Here is a 23,178-nt window from a genome sequence, read left to right on the forward strand (position 1 = left end):
ACAAGCAAAAGGATCTAACACATGGCACGCGTGAAAAGGGCCGTCAACGCCCAGAAGAAGCGTCGGTCCACCCTCGAGGCCTCCAAGGGCTACCGCGGACAGCGGTCGCGCCTGTACCGCAAGGCGAAGGAGCAGCAGCTCCACTCGCTGACCTACGCCTACCGCGACCGTCGCGCGCGCAAGGGTGAATTCCGCAAGCTGTGGATCTCGCGTATCAACGCCGCGGCCCGCGCCAACGACATCACCTACAACCGACTCATCCAGGGCCTCAAGGCCGCTGGTGTCGAGGTCGACCGCAAGGTGCTCGCCGACATCGCCGTCACCGATCCCGAGGCCTTCACCGGTCTCGTCGAGGTCGCCCGCAAGGCTCTGCCGGCCGACGTCAACGCCCCGGCTGCCTGATTGCATCCCAGCACCCACGACCCGCGAGTCGCGCGGACGAGTCTCCGATGACGGAGATACTGTCCGAGCGATCCTCGCGGGTCGTGTCGTATGCAAAGCTGCATCGCGCCGCCGAGCGGCGCGATCAGGGCCGATTCCTCGCCGAAGGGGCGAATGCCGTCGCGTCGGCGCTCGCCGTCGGACGGATCGAGGTGCTCCTGGTCGCCGAAGACGAGCAGCCACGCCACCGCGAACTGGTCGACGCCGCGACGGCGGCGGGCGTCCCGGTGTCGGTGATCACGGCCCGCGCCGCGTCGAAGCTCGGTGAGACCTCCACGCCCGCAGGAATCTTCGCGATCTGCCCGCTCCTCGACGTGTCTCTCGAGGCAGTCCTCACCGAGGCGCCGCGGCTTCTCGCCATCGCCGTCGAGGCGCGTGAACCCGGGAACGCGGGCACGCTGATCCGGTGTGCGGATGCGATGGGCGCGGACGCCGTCGTCCTGCTCGGCGACGCCGTCGACCCGCACAACGGCAAGTGTGTCCGGGCGAGCGCGGGGAGCGTGTTCACGGTGCCCGTGGTGCGCGAGCGTTCCGTCGACGACGCGCTCGACGCCATCCAGGCCACCGGCATCACGCTGCTGGCGACGGCGGCCGACGGCGAGGTCGACCTGGACTCCGCGGCCGATGTGCTCTCCGGCCGGGTCGCCTGGCTGTTCGGCAACGAGGCACATGGGTTGCCGGCCGACGTGCAGCGTTCGGCCGACCACCGTGTGTCCATTCCGATCCGCGGACGCGCGGAGAGCCTGAATGTCGCTGCCGCGGCAGCCATCTGTCTGTACGAGAGCGCGCGTGTCCACGGCGCGGCGGGTCGAGTCTGACCGCTGTCCGAGTCGGCCGGTAGGGTCGGCGATCGTGTCAGAAACTGTGTCACCCGACTCCGCGCCCGAACCCGCACCCGCGACTCCCGGCTCGCCGGCCGCGGCACCGCAGACGGTGCCCGCGCCCGATCCCGCGGTCGTGAACTCCCGCATCGCCTCGGCGATCGCCGCCGAACTCGGGGTGGGGGTCGGTCAGGTGCGTTCGGCCATCGAACTGCTCGACGGCGGGTCGACGGTCCCGTTCGTCGCCCGGTACCGCAAAGAGGCCACCGGCGGCCTCGACGACGCGCAACTCCGCACGCTCGACGAGCGTCTCGGCTACCTCCGCGACCTCGAGGCCCGTCGCCAGGCGGTCCGCGAATCGATCGCCGCGCAGGGCAAGCTCGACACCGCCCTCGACGCACGCATCCTCGAAGCCGACACCAAGGCCCGCCTCGAGGACATCTACCTCCCGTACAAGCCCAAGCGCCGCACCAAGGCCCAGATCGCGCGCGAGGCGGGGCACGAGCCCGTGGCCGATGCGCTGCTCTCGGACCCGACGACGGATCCGTCGACGTTCACCGCCGAACAACTCGACGGTGCCCGCGCGATCGCCGTGGAGCGGTTCGCCGAAGACGCCGACCTGGTCGGCGAACTCCGCGAGCTGATGTGGCAGACGGGCGTGCTGCGCACTGCGGTTCGCGAGGGCAAGGAGTCGGCCGGCGCCAAGTTCGCCGACTACTTCGAGTTCTCCGAGCCGTTCACCTCGTTGCCGTCGCACCGGGTCCTGGCCGTGCTGCGCGGTGAGCGCGAGGAGATCCTCTCGGTCACCCTCGACGCCGACCCGGAAGCGGCTGAGCGACCTGCCGGCCCCGGCCCGTACGAACAGCGGATCGCCGCCCGGTTCGGCATCGCCGATCAGGGCCGCCCCGCCGACCGCTGGCTCACCGACACGGTGCGCTGGGCGTGGCGCACCAAGCTCTTCGTCGGGCTGTCGCTCGACGTCCGGATGCGGCTGCGTCAGGCCGCGGAGGCCGATGCGGTCGCGGTGTTCGCCACGAACCTCAAGGACCTCCTGCTGGCGGCGCCCGCCGGCTCCCGAACGACGATGGGCCTCGATCCCGGTCTGCGCACCGGCGTGAAGGTCGCAGTGGTGAACGCGACCGGCAGGGTCGTCGACCACGCGACGATCTATCCGCACGAGCCGCGACGCGACAAGTCCGGCGCGTTGGCCGTGCTGGGCGCACTCGTCGAGAAGCACGGTGTCGAACTCATCGCGATCGGCAACGGCACCGCCTCGCGGGAGACCGACGCGCTCGCCGGTGAACTCCTGTCCGCGATCAAGGAAGCCGGCAAGAAGCCGCCGACGAGCGTCGTCGTGTCCGAGGCGGGTGCCTCGGTGTACTCCGCATCGGCCTACGCGTCGAAGGAGCTGCCCGACCTCGACGTCTCCATCCGCGGCGCGGTCTCGATCGCCCGCCGTCTGCAGGACCCGCTCGCGGAACTCGTGAAGATCGACCCGAAGTCCATCGGGGTCGGCCAGTACCAGCACGACATCTCCGAGACCCTGCTCGCGCGGTCGCTCGGCGCAGTCGTCGAAGACGCGGTGAACGCGGTCGGTGTGGACGTGAACACGGCCTCGGTGCCCCTGCTGTCCCGGGTGTCCGGCATCACCGCGGGACTCGCGGAATCGATTGTCGCGCATCGTGACACCAATGGTGCGTTCCGGGACCGCAAGCAGATCACCGCGGTGCCCCGGCTCGGACCCAAGGCGTTCGAACAGTGCGCAGGCTTCCTGCGCATCGCCGACGGCGACAACCCGCTGGATGCGTCGAGCGTGCACCCCGAGGCGTATCCGGTCGTCACCCGCATCATCGAGAAGGTGGGCACGGATGTCCGGTCGCTGATCGGTGACACCCCGACCCTCACCAAGCTGCGTCCCGAGGAGTTCGTCGACGAGACCTTCGGTCGTCCGACCGTCGTCGACATCATCGCCGAACTCGACAAGCCAGGACGTGACCCGCGTCCTGAGTTCAAGACCGCGACGTTCGCCACCGGCATCGAGAAGGTCTCCGACCTGACGCCGGGCATGGTCCTCGAGGGTCAGGTCACCAATGTGGCCGCCTTCGGTGCGTTCGTCGACGTGGGTGTGCACCAGGACGGGCTCGTCCATGTCTCGGCGATGGCGCATCGGTTCGTCTCCGATCCCCACGAGGTCGTCAAGTCCGGTGACATCGTGAAGGTGAAGGTCATGGACGTGGATGTGGAGCGCAAGCGCATCGGGCTCTCGTTGCGGCTCGACGATGAGCCGGGCTCCGACGGCAAGCCTGCTCGCGCACCCCGTGGGCAGGGACGTGACGACAGTCCGCGTGGTGGTCAGCCGCGCCGGAACGACCAGCGCGGCGGTACTCGCGGCGCCCCGCAGGGCCAGGGCGCTCGGGGGAGCCAGGGCAACCGGGGCGGGAACCGCAACGATCGCCGGCCGGCGCCCAGCGGGGCGATGGCCGACGCGCTCAAGCGGGCCGGTTTCGGCAAGTAGGGTCCTGGCCCGGCGGTCCGGTCAGCACGGACCGGGCCGCCGCGGTCGACGCTGCCGGGCTCCGAGCGTCCCGGAGCGGTTGGTCGGCACGGGGATTGCTGACCCCGGCCGAGTAGTTTTGCTCAGGCCCGCCCGGCGACGGCGGCCGAGACTGACGCCATGCTCAGCACCGAATCAGGCCGACCGGCCGGAATACGCTCGGTTCCGACGGGTCTGCCCACTCCCCGCGAACTCGACGCCCTCACCGGACACCGGGACCGCGTCATCGACATCATCCGCATCGTGTCCCTCGTCGTTGTCGTCGCCGGTCACTCGATCATGCTCACCGTCGAGGTCGCCGACGGCTCGATCGAGCTGGGCAACACACTCGGCGAGGTACCCGCGCTGCAACCGGCGACCTGGCTGCTGCAGGTGCTGCCGCTGTTCTTCTTCGCCGGCGCAGCCGCGGCGACCCGCGGCTGGACCTCGCGCGGCGAGGGCGACACCCCGACGGCGGGGCAGTGGCTCCTCGCGCGGACTCAGCGGCTGCTGCGTCCGGTCTTCTGGTACCTCGGTGCGGTCGTGGCCGTCTACGCCGTCCTGTCCCGTATCGATGCCGTGGCCACGGCCGATGTCGTCGCGCGCCTCGGGGTGCAGCTCCTGTGGTTCCTGGGCGCCTACCTGCTGGTCCTGGCCGTGGTCCCGTTCCTGCAGCGGCTCTCCTCCGCCGGTGGTGTGGCGGTCGCGCTGGGCGTGTGCTGGGGGAGTACCGCACTGGTCGACGCCGTCCGGCTCGCGGACGGACCCGCTGCGCTGGGCTATCTGAACTTCCTCACCGTGTGGACGATCCCCGCTGTTCTCGGGATCGCCTACGCCAAGAGGATCCTGCGGCCCGGGATCGCCCTCATGGTGGCCGTCGGCGGGCTCGCCGTCGACGCCGCCCTCGTCTCGTGGGGACCCTATGAGGTCTCGCTCGTCACCGTGCCGGGTCAGCAGCTGTCGAACATGAGCCCGCCGAGCCTGCTGCTCGCCGGCCACGCGATCGTGCTGTGCGCGGGCGCGATCGCCGTGCGCCGGTTCCTCGCGGTCCTCGCCGACCGTCCGATGGTCTGGTGGTGGGTGGTGCTGGGCAACCGCGGCGCGATGACCCTCTACCTCTGGCATCTGCCGGTGCTCGCCGCGATCGTCGGAACGTGCGCCGCGCTGGGTGTCGACCGCGCCGACGTCCACTCGGCGTCGTTCCCGGTGATCGTCGGGGCGCAGACCGTGCTGCTGCTCGCGGTCATGGTCCCGGTGGTCGCAGTGCTGTCTCCGCTCGAGAACCGGTCCCTCCCGTGGTGGGACGAACCGATCGCCCGGCGCAGCGGGCCGGTGCGGAGCGCGGCCCTGCTGACGGTGCTGGCCGGCCTCGGCGTGGCGATCCTGATGCTCGCGCGTGGCGGTCTGACCGGGGACGGCGTGTGGTGGCTGGTCCTGGGCCTCGCGTGTGCCATCGGCGCCCGTCGGCTGGCGGTTCCCGCCGGTCGCCGGACCGCGGCGGGACCGCCTCCTGGAGACGACGCCTCCCTGCAGGTCAGCGCCCCGCGGTAGTCGACTACCCTCGACGGGAGTCATCGTCGGCACCCGAGGCGCCCGTCGGCCCCGCTGGGTCGGCGTGCACAGCGCGACGACGATGCCGACCATCCACCGATCGACGCATGAGGAGCACGCCCACCGTGGCCACTTCCGCCGACGCAACGGCATTCCCGGGACCCGACGACCTCGAGACGGCCGCCTCGGCGGCGATCGCGGCGTTCGAGGCGGCGGCCGACCTCGATCAGCTCGCGGCGGCCAAGTCGGCGCACCTCGGCGATCGTTCGCCGATCGCGCTCGCCCGACGCGCGCTGGGCTCCATCCCCAAGGATCAGCGCTCCGAGGCGGGCAAGCTGGTGAATCAGGTCCGCGGCCGGGTGTCGGCGGCATTGGAGGCGCGGACCGCCGTCCTCGACGCCGAGCGCGACGCGGCGGTGCTCGTCGCCGAATCCATCGACGTGACGTTGCCGAGCGGCCGACGTCCGGTGGGTGCACGCCATCCCATCACCGTGATCGCCGAGCAGGTGGCCGACGTGTTCGTCGGCATGGGCTGGGAGATCGCGGAGGGCCCGGAGGTCGAGACCGAGCATCACAACTTCGACGCGCTGAACTTCCTCCCCGATCACCCCGCACGGTCCATGCAGGACACCTTCTACATCGCACCCGAGGGGTCCCGGCAGGTCCTGCGGACGCACACCTCACCGGTGCAGGTCCGCTCCATGCTGAGCCGCGACCTGCCCATCTACGTCGCGTGCCCCGGCCGTACGTTCCGTACCGACGAACTCGACGCGACCCACACCCCGGTGTTCCATCAAATCGAGGGCCTCGCCGTCGACAAGGGACTCACGCTCGCCAACCTGCGCGGCACCCTCGAGACCTTCGCCCGTGCGCTCTTCGGGCCGGAGACGACGACCCGCATGCGGGCGAGCTACTTCCCGTTCACCGAACCCTCCGCCGAGGTCGACGTGTGGTTCCCCGCCAAGAAGGGCGGGCCGGGCTGGGTGGAGTGGGGCGGTTGCGGCATGGTCAACCCGAATGTGTTGCGCGCCAGCGGAATCGACCCGGACGTCTACTCGGGATTTGCGTTCGGCATGGGTCTGGAACGGACCCTGCAGTTCCGCAACGACATCTCCGACATGCGCGACATGGTCGAGGGTGACATCCGCTTCACCCTCCCGTTCGGTCCGGCCGCCTGACCTCGTCCGGCCCGGACCGACCCCGCCGACTTCTCACGACGCGACGAAAGTAGTTGATACACAGTGCGTGCACCACAGTCCTGGTACACCGAGGTCCTCCGCGCCGGCGACCCGCAGTGGTCGGCCACGACCGAGGAGATCGACGCCGGTTTCGTCCGCGTGGGTTTCGAGATCGAGGACATCGAGCAGTTCCCGGAGATCACCGGCCCGCTCGTGATCGGTCGCGTCGAGACCATCGAGGAACTCACCGAGTTCAAGAAGCCGATCCGGTTCTGCACGGTCGCGGTCGGTGAGGCCGAGCCACGCGGAATCGTCTGCGGTGCACGCAACTTCGCCGAGGGTGATCTGATCGTCGCGGCCCTGCCCGGCGTCGTGCTCCCCGGTCCGTTCGAGATCGCCTCGCGCAAGACCTATGGACGCGTTTCCGACGGCATGATCTGTTCGGTCTCCGAGCTGGGAATCGGTACCGATCACAGCGGCATCCTCGTCCTCGCGCCCGGAACCGCCGAGCCCGGTGCCGACGCCCGCGAGGTGCTCGGACTCGACGACGCGGCCATCGACGTGAACGTGACGCCGGACCGCGGTTACGCGTTCTCGGTGCGCGGACTCGGGCGCGAACTCGCCGGCAGCTTCGGGGTTCCGTTCGTCGATCCGGGACTGCGATCGGCGGACCTGCCGGACGACGGTTCGGTCCCGGCGTGGCCCGTCGCCATCGACGAGAACTCCGGCGCCACGCGCTACACCGCGCGGGTGATCACCGGCGTCGACCCCACGGCCATCTCGCCGTGGTGGATGCAGAAGCGGCTCATGGTCGCGGGGATCCGCCCGATCTCGGCGATCGTCGACATCACCAACTACGTGATGATCGAGCTCGGGCAGCCACTGCACGCCTTCGACGCCGACCGGATCACGGGCACCGTCTCCGTCCGTTCGGCACAACCGGGGGAGAAGCTCACCACCCTCGACGACACCGTGCGCGTCCTCGACCCCGAGGATGTGCTGATCACCGACGACACCGGGCCGATCGCCCTGGCCGGCGTCATGGGCGGCGCGAGCACCGAGGTGGGGCCGGAGACCACCACAGTGCTGCTGGAGTCGGCGACGTTCGACCCGGTTCGGGTCTTCCGCACCGCGAAGCGCCACAAGCTGACATCGGAGGCCAGCAAGAGATTCGAGCGGGTCGTCGACCCGGAGATCACCGCGGTGGCCTCCGACCGTGCGGCCCGGCTGATCGTCGAGATCGCCGGCGGGCGGGTCGCCTCACCGCTGTCGGAGACGCACGTCCAGACCCCGATCCGGTCGACGATCTCGATCCCGGCCGACGAACCCGATCGCGTCGCGGGTATCGGGTATCCGCCCGGCACCACCCTGACCAGGCTGACCGAGGTCGGCTGCGTGGTGACCGGAACCGACGAGCTCGACGTGTTCCCGCCCTCGTGGCGACCCGACCTCCGGCAGCGCGCCGACCTCGTGGAGGAGGTCCTCCGGCTCGAAGGCCTCGAGGACATCCCCGCAGTGGTGCCCCGGGCGCCGGGCGGCACCGGGCTCACCCCGGTTCAACGTCGTCGACGCAGCGTCGGCCGCACCCTGGCGCTCGACGGCTACGTCGAGGTCTTGCCGTACCCGTTCATGCCGTCCGGCGTCTTCGACCTGTGGGACCTCCCGGCCGACGACGAACGCCGACGCACCGTCAAGGTCCTCAATCCGCTCGAGTCCGACCGTCCGGAACTGAACACCACTCTGCTTCCGGGCCTCCTGGAGATGGCGGCGCGCAACATCGCCCGCGGACAGCGTGACCTGTCGCTGTTCACGATCGGACAGGTCGTCATCGCCGGTGATCACGTGGCCGCTGTCGACGCGCTCGATGTGACGCGTCGCCCGACCGACGAGGAGATCGCCGCACTCGACGCCTCACTGCCGCATCAGCCGCTGCACGTCGGCGTCGTGCTCACCGGATTGCGCGATCCCGCCGGGCCCTGGGGGCCGGGACGCGCTGCCGATCACCTCGACGCCTTCGAGGCGGCCCGCACGATCGGCCGGGCGGCGGGGGTGACCGTCGAGCTCACCGCCGACGATCACCGGCCGTGGCATCCGGGCCGCTGTGCGCGGCTCACGGTCGACGGCCGCACGGTCGGTTACGCGGGCGAGCTGCATCCGGCTGTGCTGGAGCGGGCGCACCTGCCCAAGCGGACCTGCGCCGTGGAGATCGACATCGATGCGCTTCCCCTGGACCAGCGACTCCCGGCGCCGTCGGTGTCGGTGTTCCCGGCTGTCCTGCAGGACGTCAACGTCGTGGTCGGCGGTGAGGTCCCGGCCGCGGACGTCCAGGCCGCACTCCGCGAAGGTGCCGGCGACCTGCTCGAGGACATCGCATTGTTCGACGTCTTCACCGGGGAGCAGGTCGGCGCGGGCAACAAGTCGCTGACGTTCTCGCTGCGATTCCGCGCGGCCGATCGGACTCTCACCGAGGACGAGGCCAACGAGGCCAAACTGGCCGCCGTCGACGCCGCGGCCTCGCGGGTGGGTGCCCGTCTGCGCTGACCCGGTCCCAGCGCGGGAACCACCCCGCCGTGAATTGATTTGCATCCTGCTGCATAATGATCAACATGGCTTCGACAAGCTCAACCAGCAGCGAACTGCGCTCAACCAGCGGGGAACTGCGCTCGACCGACGACGAACTGCGGTCGACCAGCGGTGTGAAGGTGGCGGTGGCCGGTGCGAGCGGCTATGCGGGTGGCGAGATCCTCCGGCTGTTGTGCGGGCACCCCCGCCTGCGATCGGGTGACCTCGAGATCGGTGCACTCACCGCGGGCGGCAATGCCGGCACGCCCCTGGGGACCCATCACCCGCACCTGTTGCCGTTGGCCGATCGGGTGCTGGAGGACACGACCCCGGAGGTCCTCGCCGGACACGACGTCGTCTTCCTGGGCTTGCCGCACGGCGCGTCGGCGGTGATCGCCGACACACTGCCGCCGACCACACTTATCATCGACTGCGGTGCGGACTTCCGGTTGCGGGACGCAGGCGAGTGGACCGCCTACTACGGCGGCGATCATGCCGGGACGTGGCCCTATGGTCTGCCCGAGCTGCCCGGCAATCGGGAGGTCCTCAAGGATGCGAGCCGGGTCGCGGTACCCGGCTGCTATCCGACGGTGTCGATCCTGTCGTTGCTGCCGGCCATCGCGGCCGGGATCGCGGACCCGCATGTCACGGTGGTCGCCGTGAGCGGCGCCTCGGGTGCCGGCCGGTCTCCGAAGGTCGATCTGCTGGCCTCGGAGGTCATCGGGTCCGCGCGCGCGTACGGAGTCGGCGGCGTCCATCGGCACACGCCGGAGATCTCCCAGGCCCTCTCGGCTGCGGCCGAGCAGCCGGTGACGGTCTCGTTCACGCCGATCCTGGCGCCGATGGCGCGGGGCATCCTCGCCACGTGCACCGCGCGGACCGGTGCATCGGCCGCCGAGGCACGCGCGGTGTATGAGAAGGCTTATGCCGACGAGGAATTCGTGCACGTGCTGCCGGAGGGCAGACTGCCCGCGACCGGATCGGTCATCGGGTCGAACGCCGTGCAGCTCGGCGTCACCGTCGACGAACGCGCCGGGACCCTCGTGGTCGTCGGTGCGGTGGACAACCTCACCAAGGGGACCGGCGGCGCCGCGGTCCAATCGATGAACCTGGCGCTGGGCTGGACCGAGAACGAGGGACTGAGCACCGTGGGAGTGGCACCGTGACCGGAACCGGACAGACCGACAGCGCGGGAACAGAGCAGGATCGGATCGAAGGTGGTGCGCCCGGCGATCACCCGCGGCTCGTGCGGGGCCAGGGTGTCACGGCGCCCCTCGGCTTCCGAGCTGCCGGCATAGCCGCCGGGATCAAGGTCTCCGGCGCCCCCGATCTCGCTCTGGTCTTCAACGAGGGGCCCGACTACGCCGCTGCCGGCGTCTTCACCCGCAACCAGGTGAAGGCCGCGCCCGTGCTGTGGTCGCAGCAGGTCCTCACCACCGGCCGGCTGCGCACTGTCGTCCTGAATTCCGGTGGTGCGAATGCCTGTACGGGCCCGGGCGGGTTCCAGGACACCCACCGGACCGCGGAGGCGGTGGCCGACGCGCTCAGCAACTGGGGGACGAGTACCGGCGCGGTCGAGGTCGCGGTCTGCTCGACCGGCCTGATCGGCGATCGACTGCCGATGGACAAGGTCCTGGCGGGGGTCACCGAGATCGTCCAGGACATGGGTGGCGGTCTGTCCGGCGGGACGGATGCCGCGCACGCGATCATGACCACCGACACCGTCCCCAAACAGGCTGCGCTGCATCACCCGCAGGGGTGGAACGTCGGCGGCATGGGTAAGGGCGCGGGGATGCTCGCGCCGTCGCTGGCCACCATGCTGGTGGTCCTCACGACCGACGCCAGTGCGACCGCCGAACAACTCGACACCGCCTTGCGCAGGGCGACGGCACGCACGTTCGACCGGTTGGACATCGACGGCTCGTGTTCGACGAACGACACGGTGCTGCTGCTGAGTTCGGGCGCCAGCCAGATCCCAGTCGACCAGACCGACCTGGACGACGCGGTCTTCGCCGTCTGCGACGATCTCGCCGCGCAGATGATGGCCGACGCGGAGGGCGTCACGAAGCGGGTCGTCATCACGGTCTCCGGTGCACACACCGAGGACGATGCGCTGACGGTCGCCCGGGCCGTCGCACGCGACTCGCTCGTCAAGACCGCCCTGTTCGGTTCGGATCCGAACTGGGGTCGGGTACTGGCCGCGGTCGGCGCGACGCCGGTCACCATCGACCCTGATCGCATCGCGGTGTCGTTCAACGGCAGTCCGGTGTGCGAGAACGGGTTCGGCGTCGAAGGCGCACGGGACGTGGACTTGTCGGGCACCGACATCGCCGTCGTCGTCGACCTGAAGCTGGGAGAGTCCGCGGCGAGCGTCCGGACCACCGACCTCTCGCACGCGTACGTCGAAGAGAACTCGGCGTACTCGTCATGAGCGAGACGACATCGGGAGTCCACCCGATCGACCCCGCCGCCGGTCTCGCGAAGGCGACGGTCCTCGCCGAGGCGCTGCCCGCGCTGCAACGACTCGCGGGCGCGACCGTCGTCGTCAAGTACGGCGGCAATGCCATGGTCGACGACGAGCTGAAGAAGGCGTTCGCCGCGGACATGGTGTTCCTGCGCGCATGTGGGATGCACCCCGTGGTGGTTCACGGTGGCGGCCCGCAGATCTCGGCGATGCTGAAGCGGCTGGGGCTCGCCGGAGAGTTCAAGGGCGGGTTCCGGGTCACGACCCCCGAAGTGATGGACGTGGCCCGGATGGTGCTGTTCGGACAGGTCGGGCGCGAACTCGTCGGGTTGATCAACTCGCACGGCCCGTACGCCGTCGGCATCACCGGCGAGGACGCACACCTGTTCACCGCGGCGCGGCGGACGGTGCTCGTCGAGGGGGTTCCGACCGACATCGGCCTCGTCGGCGACATCGCGTCGGTCAACACCTCGGCGGTTCTGGATCTGGTCGCCGCCGGCCGTATCCCGGTCGTCTCCACGATCGCCCCGGACCGCGACGGCGTGGTCCACAACATCAACGCCGACACCGCCGCCGGGGCGCTGGCCGAGGCGCTCGGTGCGTCCCGACTGGTGATGCTCACCGACGTCGAGGGTCTGTACACGAACTGGCCCGATCGCGGATCCCTGGTGTCCCGGATCGACACCGACACACTGACCGGACTGTTGCCGTCACTCGACTCGGGCATGGTCCCCAAGATGGAGGCCTGTCTGCGCGCGGTCACCGGTGGCGTCGACCGTGCCCACGTGATCGACGGCCGCGTGGCACATTCCGTGCTCGCCGAACTGCTGACCGAGAGCTCGACGGGCACCACCGTCGTCGTACCGGAGGAGGAATCATGACCGCGCCACTGCAACAGCGCTGGGCACAGTCGCTGATGAACAACTACGGCACACCGGCGATCGCCCTCGTCGGCGGATCGGGCGCCCATGTGACCGACGCCGACGGCAAGCGCTACCTCGACCTCCTCGGCGGGATCGCGGTCAACGCACTCGGCCATGCGCACCCGGCGATCGTCGAGGCGGTGACCACCCAGCTCCAGACGCTCGGGCACGTGTCGAACCTGTACATCGCCCCGCCGGTCGTCGAACTCGCCGAGAAGTTGCTCGACCGTTTCGGCCACCCGGGCCGCGCCTTCTTCTGCAACTCCGGGACCGAGGCCAACGAGGCGGCCTTCAAGCTCGCCCGGCGGACCGGGCGGCCGGAGATCGTCGCGGCGGAGAAGGCCTTCCACGGCCGCACGATGGGTGCGCTCGCCATGACCGGTCAGCCGGCGAAACGGGAGCCGTTCGAGCCGATGCCCGCCGGCGTCCGCTTCGTCCCCTACGGGGACATCGACGCTCTCGACGCGGTGGTCTCCGACCGCACAGCGGCGGTCATCCTCGAACCGATCCTCGGTGAGGCGGGCGTCATCGTCCCGCCCGCGGATTATCTGGCCGCGGCTCGCCGGATCACCGAAGAGCGTGGCGCGCTGTTGATCCTGGACGAGGTCCAGACGGGGGTGGCCCGGACCGGCACCTTCTTCGCCCACCAGCAGGTCGGCATCGTCCCCGACGTGATGACCCTGGCCAAGGGACTGGGCGGGGGACTGCCGATCGGGGCGTGCATCGCCACCGGCCGCGCGGCCGACCTGTTCGAACCGGGCCAGCACGGCACCACCTTCGGCGGCAATCCCGTCAGTGCCGCAGCCGCGCTCGCCGTACTGCGCGTCATCGACTCCGAGGGTCTCGTCGACTCCGTTGCGGCGGTGGGCAAGTCGATCGCCGCCGGCATCGAGGACCTGCAGCACCCGCTGGTCTCCCATGTCCGGGGCGCCGGTCTGTTGCTCGGCGTGGTGCTGACCCAGCCGTTGTCGCAGCGCGTCGAGGCCGCGGCCCGGGATGCGGGGTTCCTCATCAACGCGCCCGCACCCGACGTCCTACGGCTGGCGCCGCCGCTGATCCTCACCGAAGAGGAGGGCCAGAGCTTCGTGGCTGCTTTGCCGGGACTGCTCGACACCGCCGCCACATCGACCGAGGGAGACAAGGCGTGACCCGACATTTCCTGCGTGACGACGACCTGTCCCCGGCCGAACAGGCCGAGGTGCTCGCCCTCGCCGCCGAGGTCAAGGCGAAGCCGTTCGACTTCCGACCGCTGGAGGGACCTCGCGGAGTCGGCGTCATCTTCGACAAGAACTCGACCCGCACCCGCTTCTCCTTCGAGGTCGGCATCGCCCAACTCGGCGGGCACGCCGTCGTGGTCGACGGCCGCACCACGCAGCTCGGGCGCGAGGAGACGCTGGAGGACACCGGCCTCGTGCTGTCCCGGTTCGTCGACGCGATCGTGTGGCGCACCTTCGGCCAGGATCGACTCGATGCGCTGTCGTCGGCCGCCACGGTCCCGGTCGTCAACGCCCTCTCCGATGAGTTCCACCCGTGCCAGGTGCTCGCCGACCTGCAGACGATCATCGAGCACAAGGGTTCTCCCGCCGGCCTCACGATGACCTACCTGGGTGACGGCGCCAACAACATGGCGCACTCGCTCGCCCTGGGCGGTGTCACCGCCGGGATGCACGTTCGGATCAGTGCACCGGACGGCTTCCAGCCGGATCCCGGCGTCATCGCCGACACCGAGCGCCGCGCGGCGCAGACGGGTGGTTCGGTGGAGCTCGTCGGCGATCCCGTCGCCGCGTCCACCGGTGCCGATGTCCTGGTGACCGACACCTGGGTCTCGATGGGGCACGAGGACGACGGCAAGGACCGCACCGCGCCGTTCCGTCCGTACCAGATCAACGACGCGCTGCTCGCGCACGCCGCCGACGACGCGATCGTGCTGCACTGCCTGCCGGCACATCGCGGCGACGAGATCACCGCATCGGTCATCGACGGGCCGCGCAGCGTCGTGTTCGACGAGGCGGAGAACCGCCTGCACGCGCAGAAGGCCCTGCTGATCTGGCTGCTGGAGCACCAGTGACTCGCGAATCGCAGTGAGCAGGAGCTCGTCATGACCGGGAATCCACGATGACCGCCGGGGCCGAACCCTCGGAGAGCCGGCTGGCCGCCACCCGGGCGGGACGCCATGCGCGGATCATCGAGATCCTGTCCACGCATCAGGTCCGCAGCCAGTCCGAACTGCAGCGGCTGCTCGCCGAGGAGGGCGTCGACGCCACGCAGGCCACCCTGTCGCGCGACCTCGACGAGCTCGGCGCGGTGAAGCTGCGCGCGGCAGACGGCGGGGCTGGCGTGTACGTCGTTCCCGAGGACGGTTCGCCCGTCCGCGGCGTGTCCGGCGGTACCGACCGACTCGGCAGGCTGGTCTCCGACCTCCTGGTGTCGACCGACAGCAGCGGCAACCTCGCGGTGCTGCGCACGCCTCCGGGCGCCGCGCACTACCTCGCGGCCGCCCTCGACCGGGCACGCCTGCCCGACGTCGTCGGGACGATCGCCGGGGACGACACGATCTTCGTGGTGGCTCGCGAACCGCTCGACGGCGCCGGGCTCGCGCGGCGGATCGAGGGACTCGTGTAGCGGCGCCCGGACCTGAACCGAACCAGCCGACCAGCACAGAACAGACAGACCACACCAAACGAACAGCCGCGACACCGCCAATCGGTACCCGGACGGTGTCGCCGGAACACCGGGGCCGATGATGGACTCGGTCAACGCGCAGAACAGGAGCTTCACCTCATGGCAGAACGTGTCGTACTCGCATACTCGGGCGGCCTGGACACCTCGGTCGCGATCAGCTGGATCCAGAAGGAGACCGGCAAAGAGGTCGTCGCCGTGGCCCTGGACCTCGGTCAGGGCGGCGAGGACATGGAGGTCATCCGGCAGCGCGCACTGGACTGCGGCGCGGTCGAGGCCGTTGTGGTGGACGCCCGCGACGAGTTCGCCGACGAGTACTGCCTCGGCGCGATCACCTCGAACGCGCTCTACATGGACCGGTACCCGCTCGTCTCGGCACTGTCCCGGCCGCTGATCGCCAAGCACCTCGTCACCGCGGCCCGCGATCACGGCGGCACCGTCGTGGCCCACGGATGCACCGGCAAGGGCAACGACCAGGTACGCTTCGAGGTCGGGTTCGCCACTCTCGCACCGGATCTGCAGGTACTCGCCCCGGTCCGCGACTACGCGTGGACCCGCGAGAAGGCCATCGCCTTCGCCGGCGAGAACGACATCCCGATCAACGTGACCAAGAAGTCGCCCTTCTCCATCGACCAGAACGTGTGGGGTCGTGCGGTGGAGACCGGCTTCCTCGAGGATCTGTGGAACGCTCCCACCAAGGACGTCTACGACTACACCGAGGATCCGACCGTCAACTGGAATTCCCCCGACGAGGTCATCATCGGCTTCGACAAGGGCCGCCCGGTCAGCATCGACGGACGTCCGGTGAGCGTGCTCGAGGCCATCCAGGAACTCAACCGACGCGCGGGTGCGCAGGGCGTCGGACGACTCGACGTCGTCGAGGATCGGCTCGTGGGCATCAAGAGCCGTGAGGTGTACGAGGCTCCCGGCGCCATGGTCCTCATCCGCGCGCACGAGGAGCTCGAACACGTGACCCTCGAGCGCGAGCTGGGGCGCTACAAGCGCGGCACCGACCAGAAGTGGGCCGAGCTGGTGTACGACGGTCTGTGGTTCTCGCCGCTGAAGCGGTCGCTGGACTCCTTCGTCGCCTCGACGCAGGAGCACGTGACGGGCGAGATCCGGCTGACCCTGCACGGCGGCACCATCGCCGCCACCGGTCGCCGCAGCTCCGAGTCGCTCTACGACTTCAACCTCGCCACCTACGACGAGGGCGACACCTTCGATCAGTCCGCCGCGCGCGGCTTCGTCGAGCTGCACGGCCTGTCGTCGAAGATCGCCGCGAAGCGGGACCTGAATCTGTGAGTGCGGGCACCGGCGGCGGTAGCGGCCCGGAGACGGGTGGGACGACCAACCAGGGTTCGCTCTGGGGTGGTCGTTTCGCCGGTGGCCCGGCCGAGGCGATGGCCGCGCTCAGCAAGTCGACCCACTTCGACTGGGCGTTGGCCTCGTTCGACATCGAGGCGTCGAAGGCGCACGCCCGCGTCCTGAACAAGGCCGGGCTGCTCACGGCTGACGACCTCACCGGGATGATCGACGGTCTCGATCGTCTCGCCGCCGATGTCGCGGACGGCAGTTTCGGACCGGCCGAGTCCGACGAGGACGTCCACGGCGCCCTCGAACGCGGGCTGATCGAGCGGGTCGGCCCCGAACTCGGTGGCCGGCTACGCGCGGGACGGTCGCGCAACGATCAGGTCGCGACCCTGTTCCGGATGTGGCTGCGCGCCGCGATGCGTCGGGTGGCGCTCGGGGTGCTCGACGTCGTCGAGGCGCTGACCGCGCAGGCGGCCGCCCATCCGGACGCGATCATGCCGGGCAAGACCCATCTGCAGGCGGCGCAACCGGTCCTGCTGGGGCATCATCTGCTGGCACATGCACAGCCGTTGCTGCGCGACATCGATCGGCTCGCCGACGCCGATCGTCGGACAGCGGTGTCGCCGTACGGTTCCGGTGCACTCGCCGGCTCGTCGCTCGGGCTGGATCCGGCGGCGATCGCGGCCGACCTCGGTTTCGACGCGCCCGCCGAGAACTCGATCGACGCCACCTCGGCGCGTGACTTCGCCGCCGAGGCCGCGTTCGTGTTCGCGATGATCGCGGTGGACCTCTCCCGGTTGTCCGAAGAGGTGATCATCTGGAGCACACCGGAGTTCGGCTATGTGACGCTCGCCGATGCGTGGTCCACCGGCAGCTCGATCATGCCGCAGAAGAAGAACCCGGACGTCGCCGAGCTGATGCGCGGCAAGGCCGGGCGGCTCATCGGTGACCTGACCGGGTTGCTCGCGACACTCAAGGCACAACCGCTGGCCTACAACCGCGACCTCCAAGAGGACAAGGAACCGGTCTTCGACGCGGTCGCCCAGCTGGAGCTGTTGCTGCCGGCGGTGACCGGACTGGTCTCGACGCTGGAGTTCCACACCGACCGCATGGCCGAACTCGCTCCGGCGGGCTTCACCCTGGCCACCGACATCGCCGAGTGGATGGTCCGGCAGGGCGTGCCGTTCCGCGTCGCGCACGAGGCCGCGGGCGCCTGTGTCCGCGAGGCGGAATCACGCGGCGTCGGCCTGGACGAGCTCGACGACGCGACGCTGGCCGGTGTGCATCCCGCGCTGACGGCGGCCGTGCGCGAGGTCCTGACGGTGCGCGGTTCGGTCGAATCGCGCAGCGCGCACGGCGGTACCGCGCCCGAGCAGGTGCAGCGACAGATCAAGGTGGTGACGGCTGCGACCAACGATCTGCGGACTCGTTGGACTGCTGGGCCCGGCGGGCGACGCTGATCCGGTACGACTGAGTACAGTGACCTGTGTCACCGACGCGGTGTGTTCGACACGCGGGTGAGACCGGGACACCGACGACTGGAGGATCGACACGATGGCGGTGTGGGACGGGGGCCCCGATATCGCGGGGGTGGTCGGCAGAGTGTTGGCCACCGCGCAGAACGGCCTCGAGGTGTTGCGGTTCGGCGGACTGGAGACAGGTACCGAGCCGGCACCGTTCGCGGTGGTCGAGACGCACAAGATGTTCCGGCTGCGCCGGTATTTCCCGAACGATCCGTCGACCGGCCCCAACATCGTTCTGGTGCCGCCGATGATGGTGTCGGCCAACGTCTATGACGTGACCGGACACAATGGTGCGGTTTCCATCCTGCACCGCAACGGCATCACGCCGTGGGTCGTCGATTTCGGATCGCCGGACTCCGAAGAAGGGGGGATGGAACGGAACCTCGCCGACCACGTGGTCGCCATCAGCCGGGCGATCGACCTGATCGTCGAGGCCACCGGGCGCGACATCCACCTGGCCGGTTACTCCCAGGGCGGCATGTTCGCGTACCAGACCGCGGCGTATCGCCGATCCAAGGGGATCGCGAGTCTGATCACCTTCGGCAGCCCGGTGGACGTGCTCGCCGCGCTGCCCCTGGGGCTGCCCGCCGGCCTGGTGGCGCCGGCGGCCGAATTCCTGGCGGACAAGGCTTTCTCACGCAATCTCTGGGTGCGGGATTGGATGGCGCGCACCGGCTTTCAGCTACTCGACCCGGTGAAGACGGTGCGCAGCCGGATCGACTTCCTCCGTCGACTACACGACCGCGAGGCACTCCTGCCACGTGAGGACCAGCGCCGCTTCCTCGAAGCCGACGGCTGGGTCGCCTGGTCGGGCCCGGCGATCGCCGAGCTGCTGCGGCAGTTCGTGGCGCACAACCGGATGGTGTCCGGGGGCTTCGTGATCAACGGCGACCTCGTCTCGCTCGCCGAGATCACCTGCCCGGTCCTCGCGTTCGTCGGCGATGCCGACGACATCGGCCAACCCGCGGCGGTGCGCGGGATAGTCAGGGCCGCGCCCGACGCCGAGGTCTACGAATCCGCGCTCCCGGTCGGACATTTCGGACTCGTGGTCGGCAGCGCGGCCGGCGAGCACACCTGGCCGACGACCTCCGACTGGGTGAACTGGCTCTCCGACAACGGTCCGCGCCCCGAACTCATCACCGAGATGTCGCTCGTCGAACCGGGTCACGGCGGCGGGGTCAGTCTGTCCTCGCGCATCACGCACGGAGTGGGCTCGGTGGCCGACGCCGGCACCGCTGCGTCGCGCGAACTGCTCGGTCTGGCCAACTCCCTGCAACGGACCTCGCGGGCGGTGGCGTCGGAATCGGTGCGGACAGTGCCACGACTGTTCCGCCTCGGACAGATCCAGAGCGGGACGCGCATCTCCCTCTCGAAACTGATGGCCGAGAACACCAAACGCGGCGGCGACAGTGAGCTGTTCCTCTTCGAGAACCGCGTGCTCACCCACGCCCAGGTGAACGCACGCATCGACAACGTGGTCGCCGGCCTCGTCGACTGCTGCATCCGTCCGGGCCAGCACATCGGTGTGCTGATGGACACCCGGCCCAGCGCCCTGGTAGTCATCGCCGCGCTCTCCCGCCTGGGGGCGGTGGCGGTGCTGCTCGCCGCGGATGCCGACGTCCGCGAGATGATGCGGCTCGCCGACAGTTCGGTGATCGTCACCGATCCCACCAACCTCGACCTCGCGACCGCCGCCTCGGACCGGGTGCTGGTGCTCGGCGGCGGGAGTGGCGATTCCCGTGCGATCGACGGTGCCGACGGGACATCTATCGTCGACATGGAGCGCATCGACCCCGACAAGGTCGTCATGCCGACCTGGTACCGACCCGATCCCGGGCTCGCGGGAGATCTCGCATTCATCCTGTTCAGCCGTGCGTACGGCAAACTCGTCCCCTGGCCGGTGACCAACCACCGGTTCGCGATGTCGGCCTTCGGCGCGGCGTCGGCGGCGGCGCTCACCGACCGCGACACCGTGTACTGCCTGCCTCCGCTGCACCATGCGTCGGGACTGCTCACGACGCTGGGCGCGACGGTCGTCGGGCGCTCACGCATTGCGCTGTCCAACGGCATCGATCCCGCGAACTTCGCGGTGGAGGTGCAGCGGTACGGGATCACCGTCGTGTCCTACACGTGGTCGATGCTCAGCGGCATCGTGCGCGACCCCGACTTCCACATCAACCAGCACAACCCGATCCGGTTGTTCATGGGCTCCGGCATGTCGGCGGGACTGTGGGAGGACGTGTGCGCCAGCTTCCCTCGCGCGCGCATCCTCGAGTTCTTCGCCACCGCCGACGGTTCGGCGATCCTCGCGAACGTGTCCGGGGACAAACTCTCCTCCGTCGGCCGGCCGCTGCCGGAGACCAATCCCGTCGAGGTCGCGGCCTACGACATCGTCGGCGACCGGTTGCTCATCGACGACTCCGGCTTCGTCCGGCGAGCCGAGACGGGGGAGCCCGGTCTGCTCCTGGCCAAGGCGAAGCACAAGTTCGACACCAACGGGACGGTCCTTCGCGACGTCTTCACGACGCGGGACCGGTGGGAGGTGTCGGGACACCTGTTCGTCCGGGACGCCGACGGCGACCTGTACTTCCTCGGGGCGACCGACCGCGTGCTGCGAACCGCCGACGGGCCGGTGTTCATCCCGCCCCTCACGCACGCGCTCTCGCGGCTCAAGAGTGTCGACCAGGTCGTCGTGTACGGCGTCGGCGAACCCGGACACCAGGTCGTCGTCGCCGCGATGACCCTTCGGCCCGGAGTCAAACCGGACTCGCTCACGGTCAGCCAACTGCGGATCGCGCTGGGGGAGTACCGAGCCGACGCCCGACCTCACCTGATCCACGTCGTCGAGGAGATCCCGAAGTCGGCGTCCTTCCGTCCGCTGAGCACCGGCTTGGTGGAGGAGGGACTGCCGAAACCCGGCGCGCGCGTCTGGTACCGGGACGATGACGGCCGCTACCGCAGGTACACCCGGACCGTGGCGGAGAAGCTGGACTGGACCGGCTCCCGGACGAGCGATGCCCTAGGGTGATCGGGGTGACGACACGCGCTGAGGCCATCGACCCGATCGTGCGCGAACGCCTGGCCTGCCCGCAGGACCACGGTCCGCTGATCGACGCCGGCGACGAGCTCTACAACCCGCGGCTGCATGTCGCGTACCGCATCGACTCCGACGGCATCCCGGTGATGTTGGTCGACGAGGCGCGGGCGGTCGACGACGCCGAGCACGAGCGCATCGTCTCCTCGAAGTAGTCCGATCGTCGGTCGGGTCCGGGTGCCGGGCTCCGGCGCGCCTCACCTCACCCGCGACCCGATCTCGTCGGATGACAAGATCGAGGGGTGAGTGCTGACAACGTCGAGACCCCCGAGCCGACCGCCGTTCCCGCAACCGTCGACATCCTCGACGAGCTGCACTGGCGTGGGCTGATCGCTCAGTCCACCGATCTGGCTGCCCTGGGTGATGCCCTCTCGAACGGGCCGGTCACCCTGTACGCGGGGTTCGATCCGACAGCGGCGAGTCTGCACGCCGGACACCTCGTACCGCTGTTGACCCTCAAGCGGTTCCAGCTCGCCGGCCATCGTCCGATCGTCCTCGCCGGCGGAGCCACCGGTCTGATCGGTGACCCCCGTGACGTGGGGGAGCGGACGATGAACTCGGCCGACACCGTCGCCGAGTGGGCCGGACGCATCGACGCGCAGCTCCGACGATTCGTCGACATCGCCGACTCCCCGACAGGTGCGGTGGTGGTCAACAACCTCGACTGGACCGGTCAGCTGTCGGCGATCGAGTTCCTGCGCGATCTGGGCAAGCACTTCTCGGTGAACGTGATGCTCGCCCGAGACACGGTGAAGCGTCGTCTCGACGCCGACGGCATGAGCTACGCCGAGTTCAGTTACCTGCTCCTGCAGTCGAACGACTTCGTCGAGCTCCATCGCCGGTACGGATGCACGCTCCAGATCGGTGGCTCCGATCAGTGGGGGAACATCGTCGGCGGGGTCGACCTGGCCCGACGCCTCGACGGCTCGGCGCTGCACGCGTTGACCGTTCCCCTCGTCACGTCCGCGGACGGCAAGAAGTTCGGCAAGTCCACCGGCGGCGGCAGTCTGTGGCTCGACCCGGAGCTGACGAGCCCCTACTCCTGGTACCAGTACTTCGTGAACACCGCAGACGCCGATGTCGTCCGCTACCTGCGGTGGTTCACATTCCTCGGGCGGGACGAGATCGAGGAACTCGAGCGCGCGACCGTCGAGACCCCGCACCTGCGCCTGGCGCAGCGCCGCCTCGCCGCCGAGATGACGACCCTCATCCACGGCAAGGCCAACACCGACGCGGTCGAGTTGGCCAGCCAGGCACTGTTCGGCCGGGCGGAACTCGACGAACTCGACGAGGCGACCCTCGCGGCCGCACTCGGCGAGACCTCGGTCGCCGACTACCCCGATCGCCGGCCGACCATCATCGAACTGCTCGTCGACACAAAGCTGTCTGAGAGCAACAAGGCCGCTCGTCGTGCCGTGTCGGAGGGTGGCGCGTACGTGAACAACACCAAGATCTCCGACCCGGAGTGGCAGCCGGCCGATGCCGACCTGCTCCATGGCCGGTGGTTGGTGGTCCGTCGCGGCAAGAAGAGTTTCGCCGGCGCCAAACTAGGCCGCTGACCAGGCGATTTGACGCGTTGTTCGCGCCTGTGTAACTTAATCGACGCACCGCAGAGAGCAACTCCCCCGGAGCCGCAAGCCCCGGGGAAGTAAAAGTGCCCGAGCCATTCGCTCGGGCCGCCTGTGCGGGGCCACTCCCGAGAACAAGAGCGTGTGTATTCATCACGCTCTGGGAAGCTCGTCGGAGCCGGCTTCACATCGAAGACGTCCGACGGGTGTGTGTTCTTTGAGAACTCGATAGTGTGTTGGTGGATTGTTTGATGCCATATTTTTGGTGTCAGATGGTTTGCTTGGATGATGTGTCCGCGACCTCGAAGTCGCGAGACGCTGATGAGTTTATTTTTTGATGCCAGTTTTTTTTGAGGATTATTTGGTCAGGTTTTGCTTTCCTGGTTGAAACATTTGTGTTGAAACGTCGGCTTTCGGGTCGGTTTGGTTTCTACATTTTTTCATGGAGAGTTTGATCCTGGCTCAGGACGAACGCTGGCGGCGTGCTTAACACATGCAAGTCGAACGGAAAGGCCCAGCTTGCTGGGTAC

At 69.2% G+C, this 23,178-nt stretch carries 17 protein-coding genes and 1 rRNA gene; all 18 read left to right on the forward strand.

The features are described 5' to 3' along the window. Window positions 1–21: 21 nt before the first annotated feature. The gene (gene rplT / locus ABIC25_RS24210) at window positions 22–402 is read left to right on the forward strand and encodes a 50S ribosomal protein L20 (RefSeq protein ID WP_004018755.1); all 381 of its coding nucleotides are present in this window, start codon (window positions 22–24) and stop codon (window positions 400–402) included. A gap of 47 nt (window positions 403–449) precedes the next feature. Beyond that, entirely contained in the window at window positions 450–1,259 is an 810-nt protein-coding gene (locus ABIC25_RS24215) for a TrmH family RNA methyltransferase (protein WP_354563506.1), read from the forward strand. Between the two features lie 46 nt (window positions 1,260–1,305). Next, window positions 1,306–3,777, forward strand: coding sequence for a Tex family protein (locus ABIC25_RS24220; protein ID WP_354563518.1), 2,472 nt, complete (start codon window positions 1,306–1,308; stop codon window positions 3,775–3,777). Between the two features lie 159 nt (window positions 3,778–3,936). After that, complete coding sequence (locus ABIC25_RS24225; RefSeq protein WP_354563507.1) at window positions 3,937–5,346, forward strand: acyltransferase family protein; 1,410 nt, start codon at window positions 3,937–3,939, stop codon at window positions 5,344–5,346. A gap of 125 nt (window positions 5,347–5,471) precedes the next feature. Then, window positions 5,472–6,524 carry a phenylalanine--tRNA ligase subunit alpha gene (pheS, locus tag ABIC25_RS24230; RefSeq protein ID WP_354563508.1) on the forward strand — a complete coding sequence of 351 codons (1,053 nt, stop codon included), beginning with the start codon at window positions 5,472–5,474 and terminating at the stop codon, window positions 6,522–6,524. 63 nt (window positions 6,525–6,587) lie between these two features. Beyond that, window positions 6,588–9,065 carry a phenylalanine--tRNA ligase subunit beta gene (pheT, locus tag ABIC25_RS24235; RefSeq protein WP_354563510.1) on the forward strand — a complete coding sequence of 826 codons (2,478 nt, stop codon included), beginning with the start codon at window positions 6,588–6,590 and terminating at the stop codon, window positions 9,063–9,065. A gap of 161 nt (window positions 9,066–9,226) precedes the next feature. After that, window positions 9,227–10,252: an N-acetyl-gamma-glutamyl-phosphate reductase gene (argC, locus tag ABIC25_RS24240; RefSeq protein WP_354563519.1), complete on the forward strand. Its 1,026-nt coding sequence runs from the start codon at window positions 9,227–9,229 to the stop codon at window positions 10,250–10,252. After that, entirely contained in the window at window positions 10,249–11,517 is a 1,269-nt protein-coding gene (gene argJ / locus ABIC25_RS24245; protein ID WP_354563511.1) for a bifunctional glutamate N-acetyltransferase/amino-acid acetyltransferase ArgJ, read from the forward strand. The genes argC and argJ overlap by 4 nt, the downstream gene beginning before the upstream one ends. Continuing rightward, window positions 11,514–12,431, forward strand: a complete 918-nt coding sequence (gene argB, locus ABIC25_RS24250; protein WP_354563513.1) for an acetylglutamate kinase — start codon at window positions 11,514–11,516, stop codon at window positions 12,429–12,431. Before argJ ends, argB begins: the two co-directional genes overlap by 4 nt. Further along, entirely contained in the window at window positions 12,428–13,621 is a 1,194-nt protein-coding gene (locus ABIC25_RS24255) for an acetylornithine transaminase (protein ID WP_004018764.1), read from the forward strand. Before argB ends, ABIC25_RS24255 begins: the two co-directional genes overlap by 4 nt. After that, a complete protein-coding gene (argF, locus tag ABIC25_RS24260; protein WP_004018765.1) occupies window positions 13,618–14,541 on the forward strand; it encodes an ornithine carbamoyltransferase in 924 nt (307 codons plus the stop codon). The genes ABIC25_RS24255 and argF overlap by 4 nt, the downstream gene beginning before the upstream one ends. A gap of 47 nt (window positions 14,542–14,588) precedes the next feature. After that, complete coding sequence (locus ABIC25_RS24265) at window positions 14,589–15,095, forward strand: arginine repressor (RefSeq protein ID WP_004018766.1); 507 nt, start codon at window positions 14,589–14,591, stop codon at window positions 15,093–15,095. 159 nt (window positions 15,096–15,254) lie between these two features. Then, window positions 15,255–16,454 carry an argininosuccinate synthase gene (locus ABIC25_RS24270; RefSeq protein ID WP_004018767.1) on the forward strand — a complete coding sequence of 400 codons (1,200 nt, stop codon included), beginning with the start codon at window positions 15,255–15,257 and terminating at the stop codon, window positions 16,452–16,454. Further along, window positions 16,451–17,923: an argininosuccinate lyase gene (gene argH / locus ABIC25_RS24275; RefSeq protein ID WP_354563515.1), complete on the forward strand. Its 1,473-nt coding sequence runs from the start codon at window positions 16,451–16,453 to the stop codon at window positions 17,921–17,923. Before ABIC25_RS24270 ends, argH begins: the two co-directional genes overlap by 4 nt. Before the next feature lie 94 nt (window positions 17,924–18,017). After that, window positions 18,018–21,014 (forward strand): AMP-binding protein, encoded by a 2,997-nt coding sequence (locus tag ABIC25_RS24280; RefSeq protein ID WP_354563516.1) that lies wholly within the window; start codon window positions 18,018–18,020, stop codon window positions 21,012–21,014. 5 nt (window positions 21,015–21,019) lie between these two features. Then, the gene (locus ABIC25_RS24285; protein ID WP_033206417.1) at window positions 21,020–21,235 is read left to right on the forward strand and encodes a Trm112 family protein; all 216 of its coding nucleotides are present in this window, start codon (window positions 21,020–21,022) and stop codon (window positions 21,233–21,235) included. Between the two features lie 87 nt (window positions 21,236–21,322). Next, window positions 21,323–22,639, forward strand: a complete 1,317-nt coding sequence (tyrS, locus tag ABIC25_RS24290; RefSeq protein WP_354563517.1) for a tyrosine--tRNA ligase — start codon at window positions 21,323–21,325, stop codon at window positions 22,637–22,639. A gap of 448 nt (window positions 22,640–23,087) precedes the next feature. Then, a 16S ribosomal RNA gene (locus ABIC25_RS24295) occupies window positions 23,088–23,178 on the forward strand; the annotation flags it as partial.

The organism is Gordonia sp. PvP123 (assembly GCF_040547295.1).
Classification (GTDB): Bacteria; Actinomycetota; Actinomycetes; order Mycobacteriales; family Mycobacteriaceae; genus Gordonia; species Gordonia terrae.

Coding starts and splice junctions, on each gene's coding strand:
- ABIC25_RS24255 (WP_004018764.1), top strand. CDS start 12,428: ATGACCGCGCCACTGCAACAGCGCTGGGCACAGTCGCTGATGAACAAC.
- ABIC25_RS24225 (WP_354563507.1), top strand. CDS start 3,937: ATGCTCAGCACCGAATCAGGCCGACCGGCCGGAATACGCTCGGTTCCG.
- argB (WP_354563513.1), top strand. CDS start 11,514: ATGAGCGAGACGACATCGGGAGTCCACCCGATCGACCCCGCCGCCGGT.
- rplT (WP_004018755.1), top strand. CDS start 22: ATGGCACGCGTGAAAAGGGCCGTCAACGCCCAGAAGAAGCGTCGGTCC.
- ABIC25_RS24280 (WP_354563516.1), top strand. CDS start 18,018: ATGGCGGTGTGGGACGGGGGCCCCGATATCGCGGGGGTGGTCGGCAGA.
- ABIC25_RS24215 (WP_354563506.1), top strand. CDS start 450: ATGACGGAGATACTGTCCGAGCGATCCTCGCGGGTCGTGTCGTATGCA.
- ABIC25_RS24270 (WP_004018767.1), top strand. CDS start 15,255: ATGGCAGAACGTGTCGTACTCGCATACTCGGGCGGCCTGGACACCTCG.
- ABIC25_RS24265 (WP_004018766.1), top strand. CDS start 14,589: ATGACCGCCGGGGCCGAACCCTCGGAGAGCCGGCTGGCCGCCACCCGG.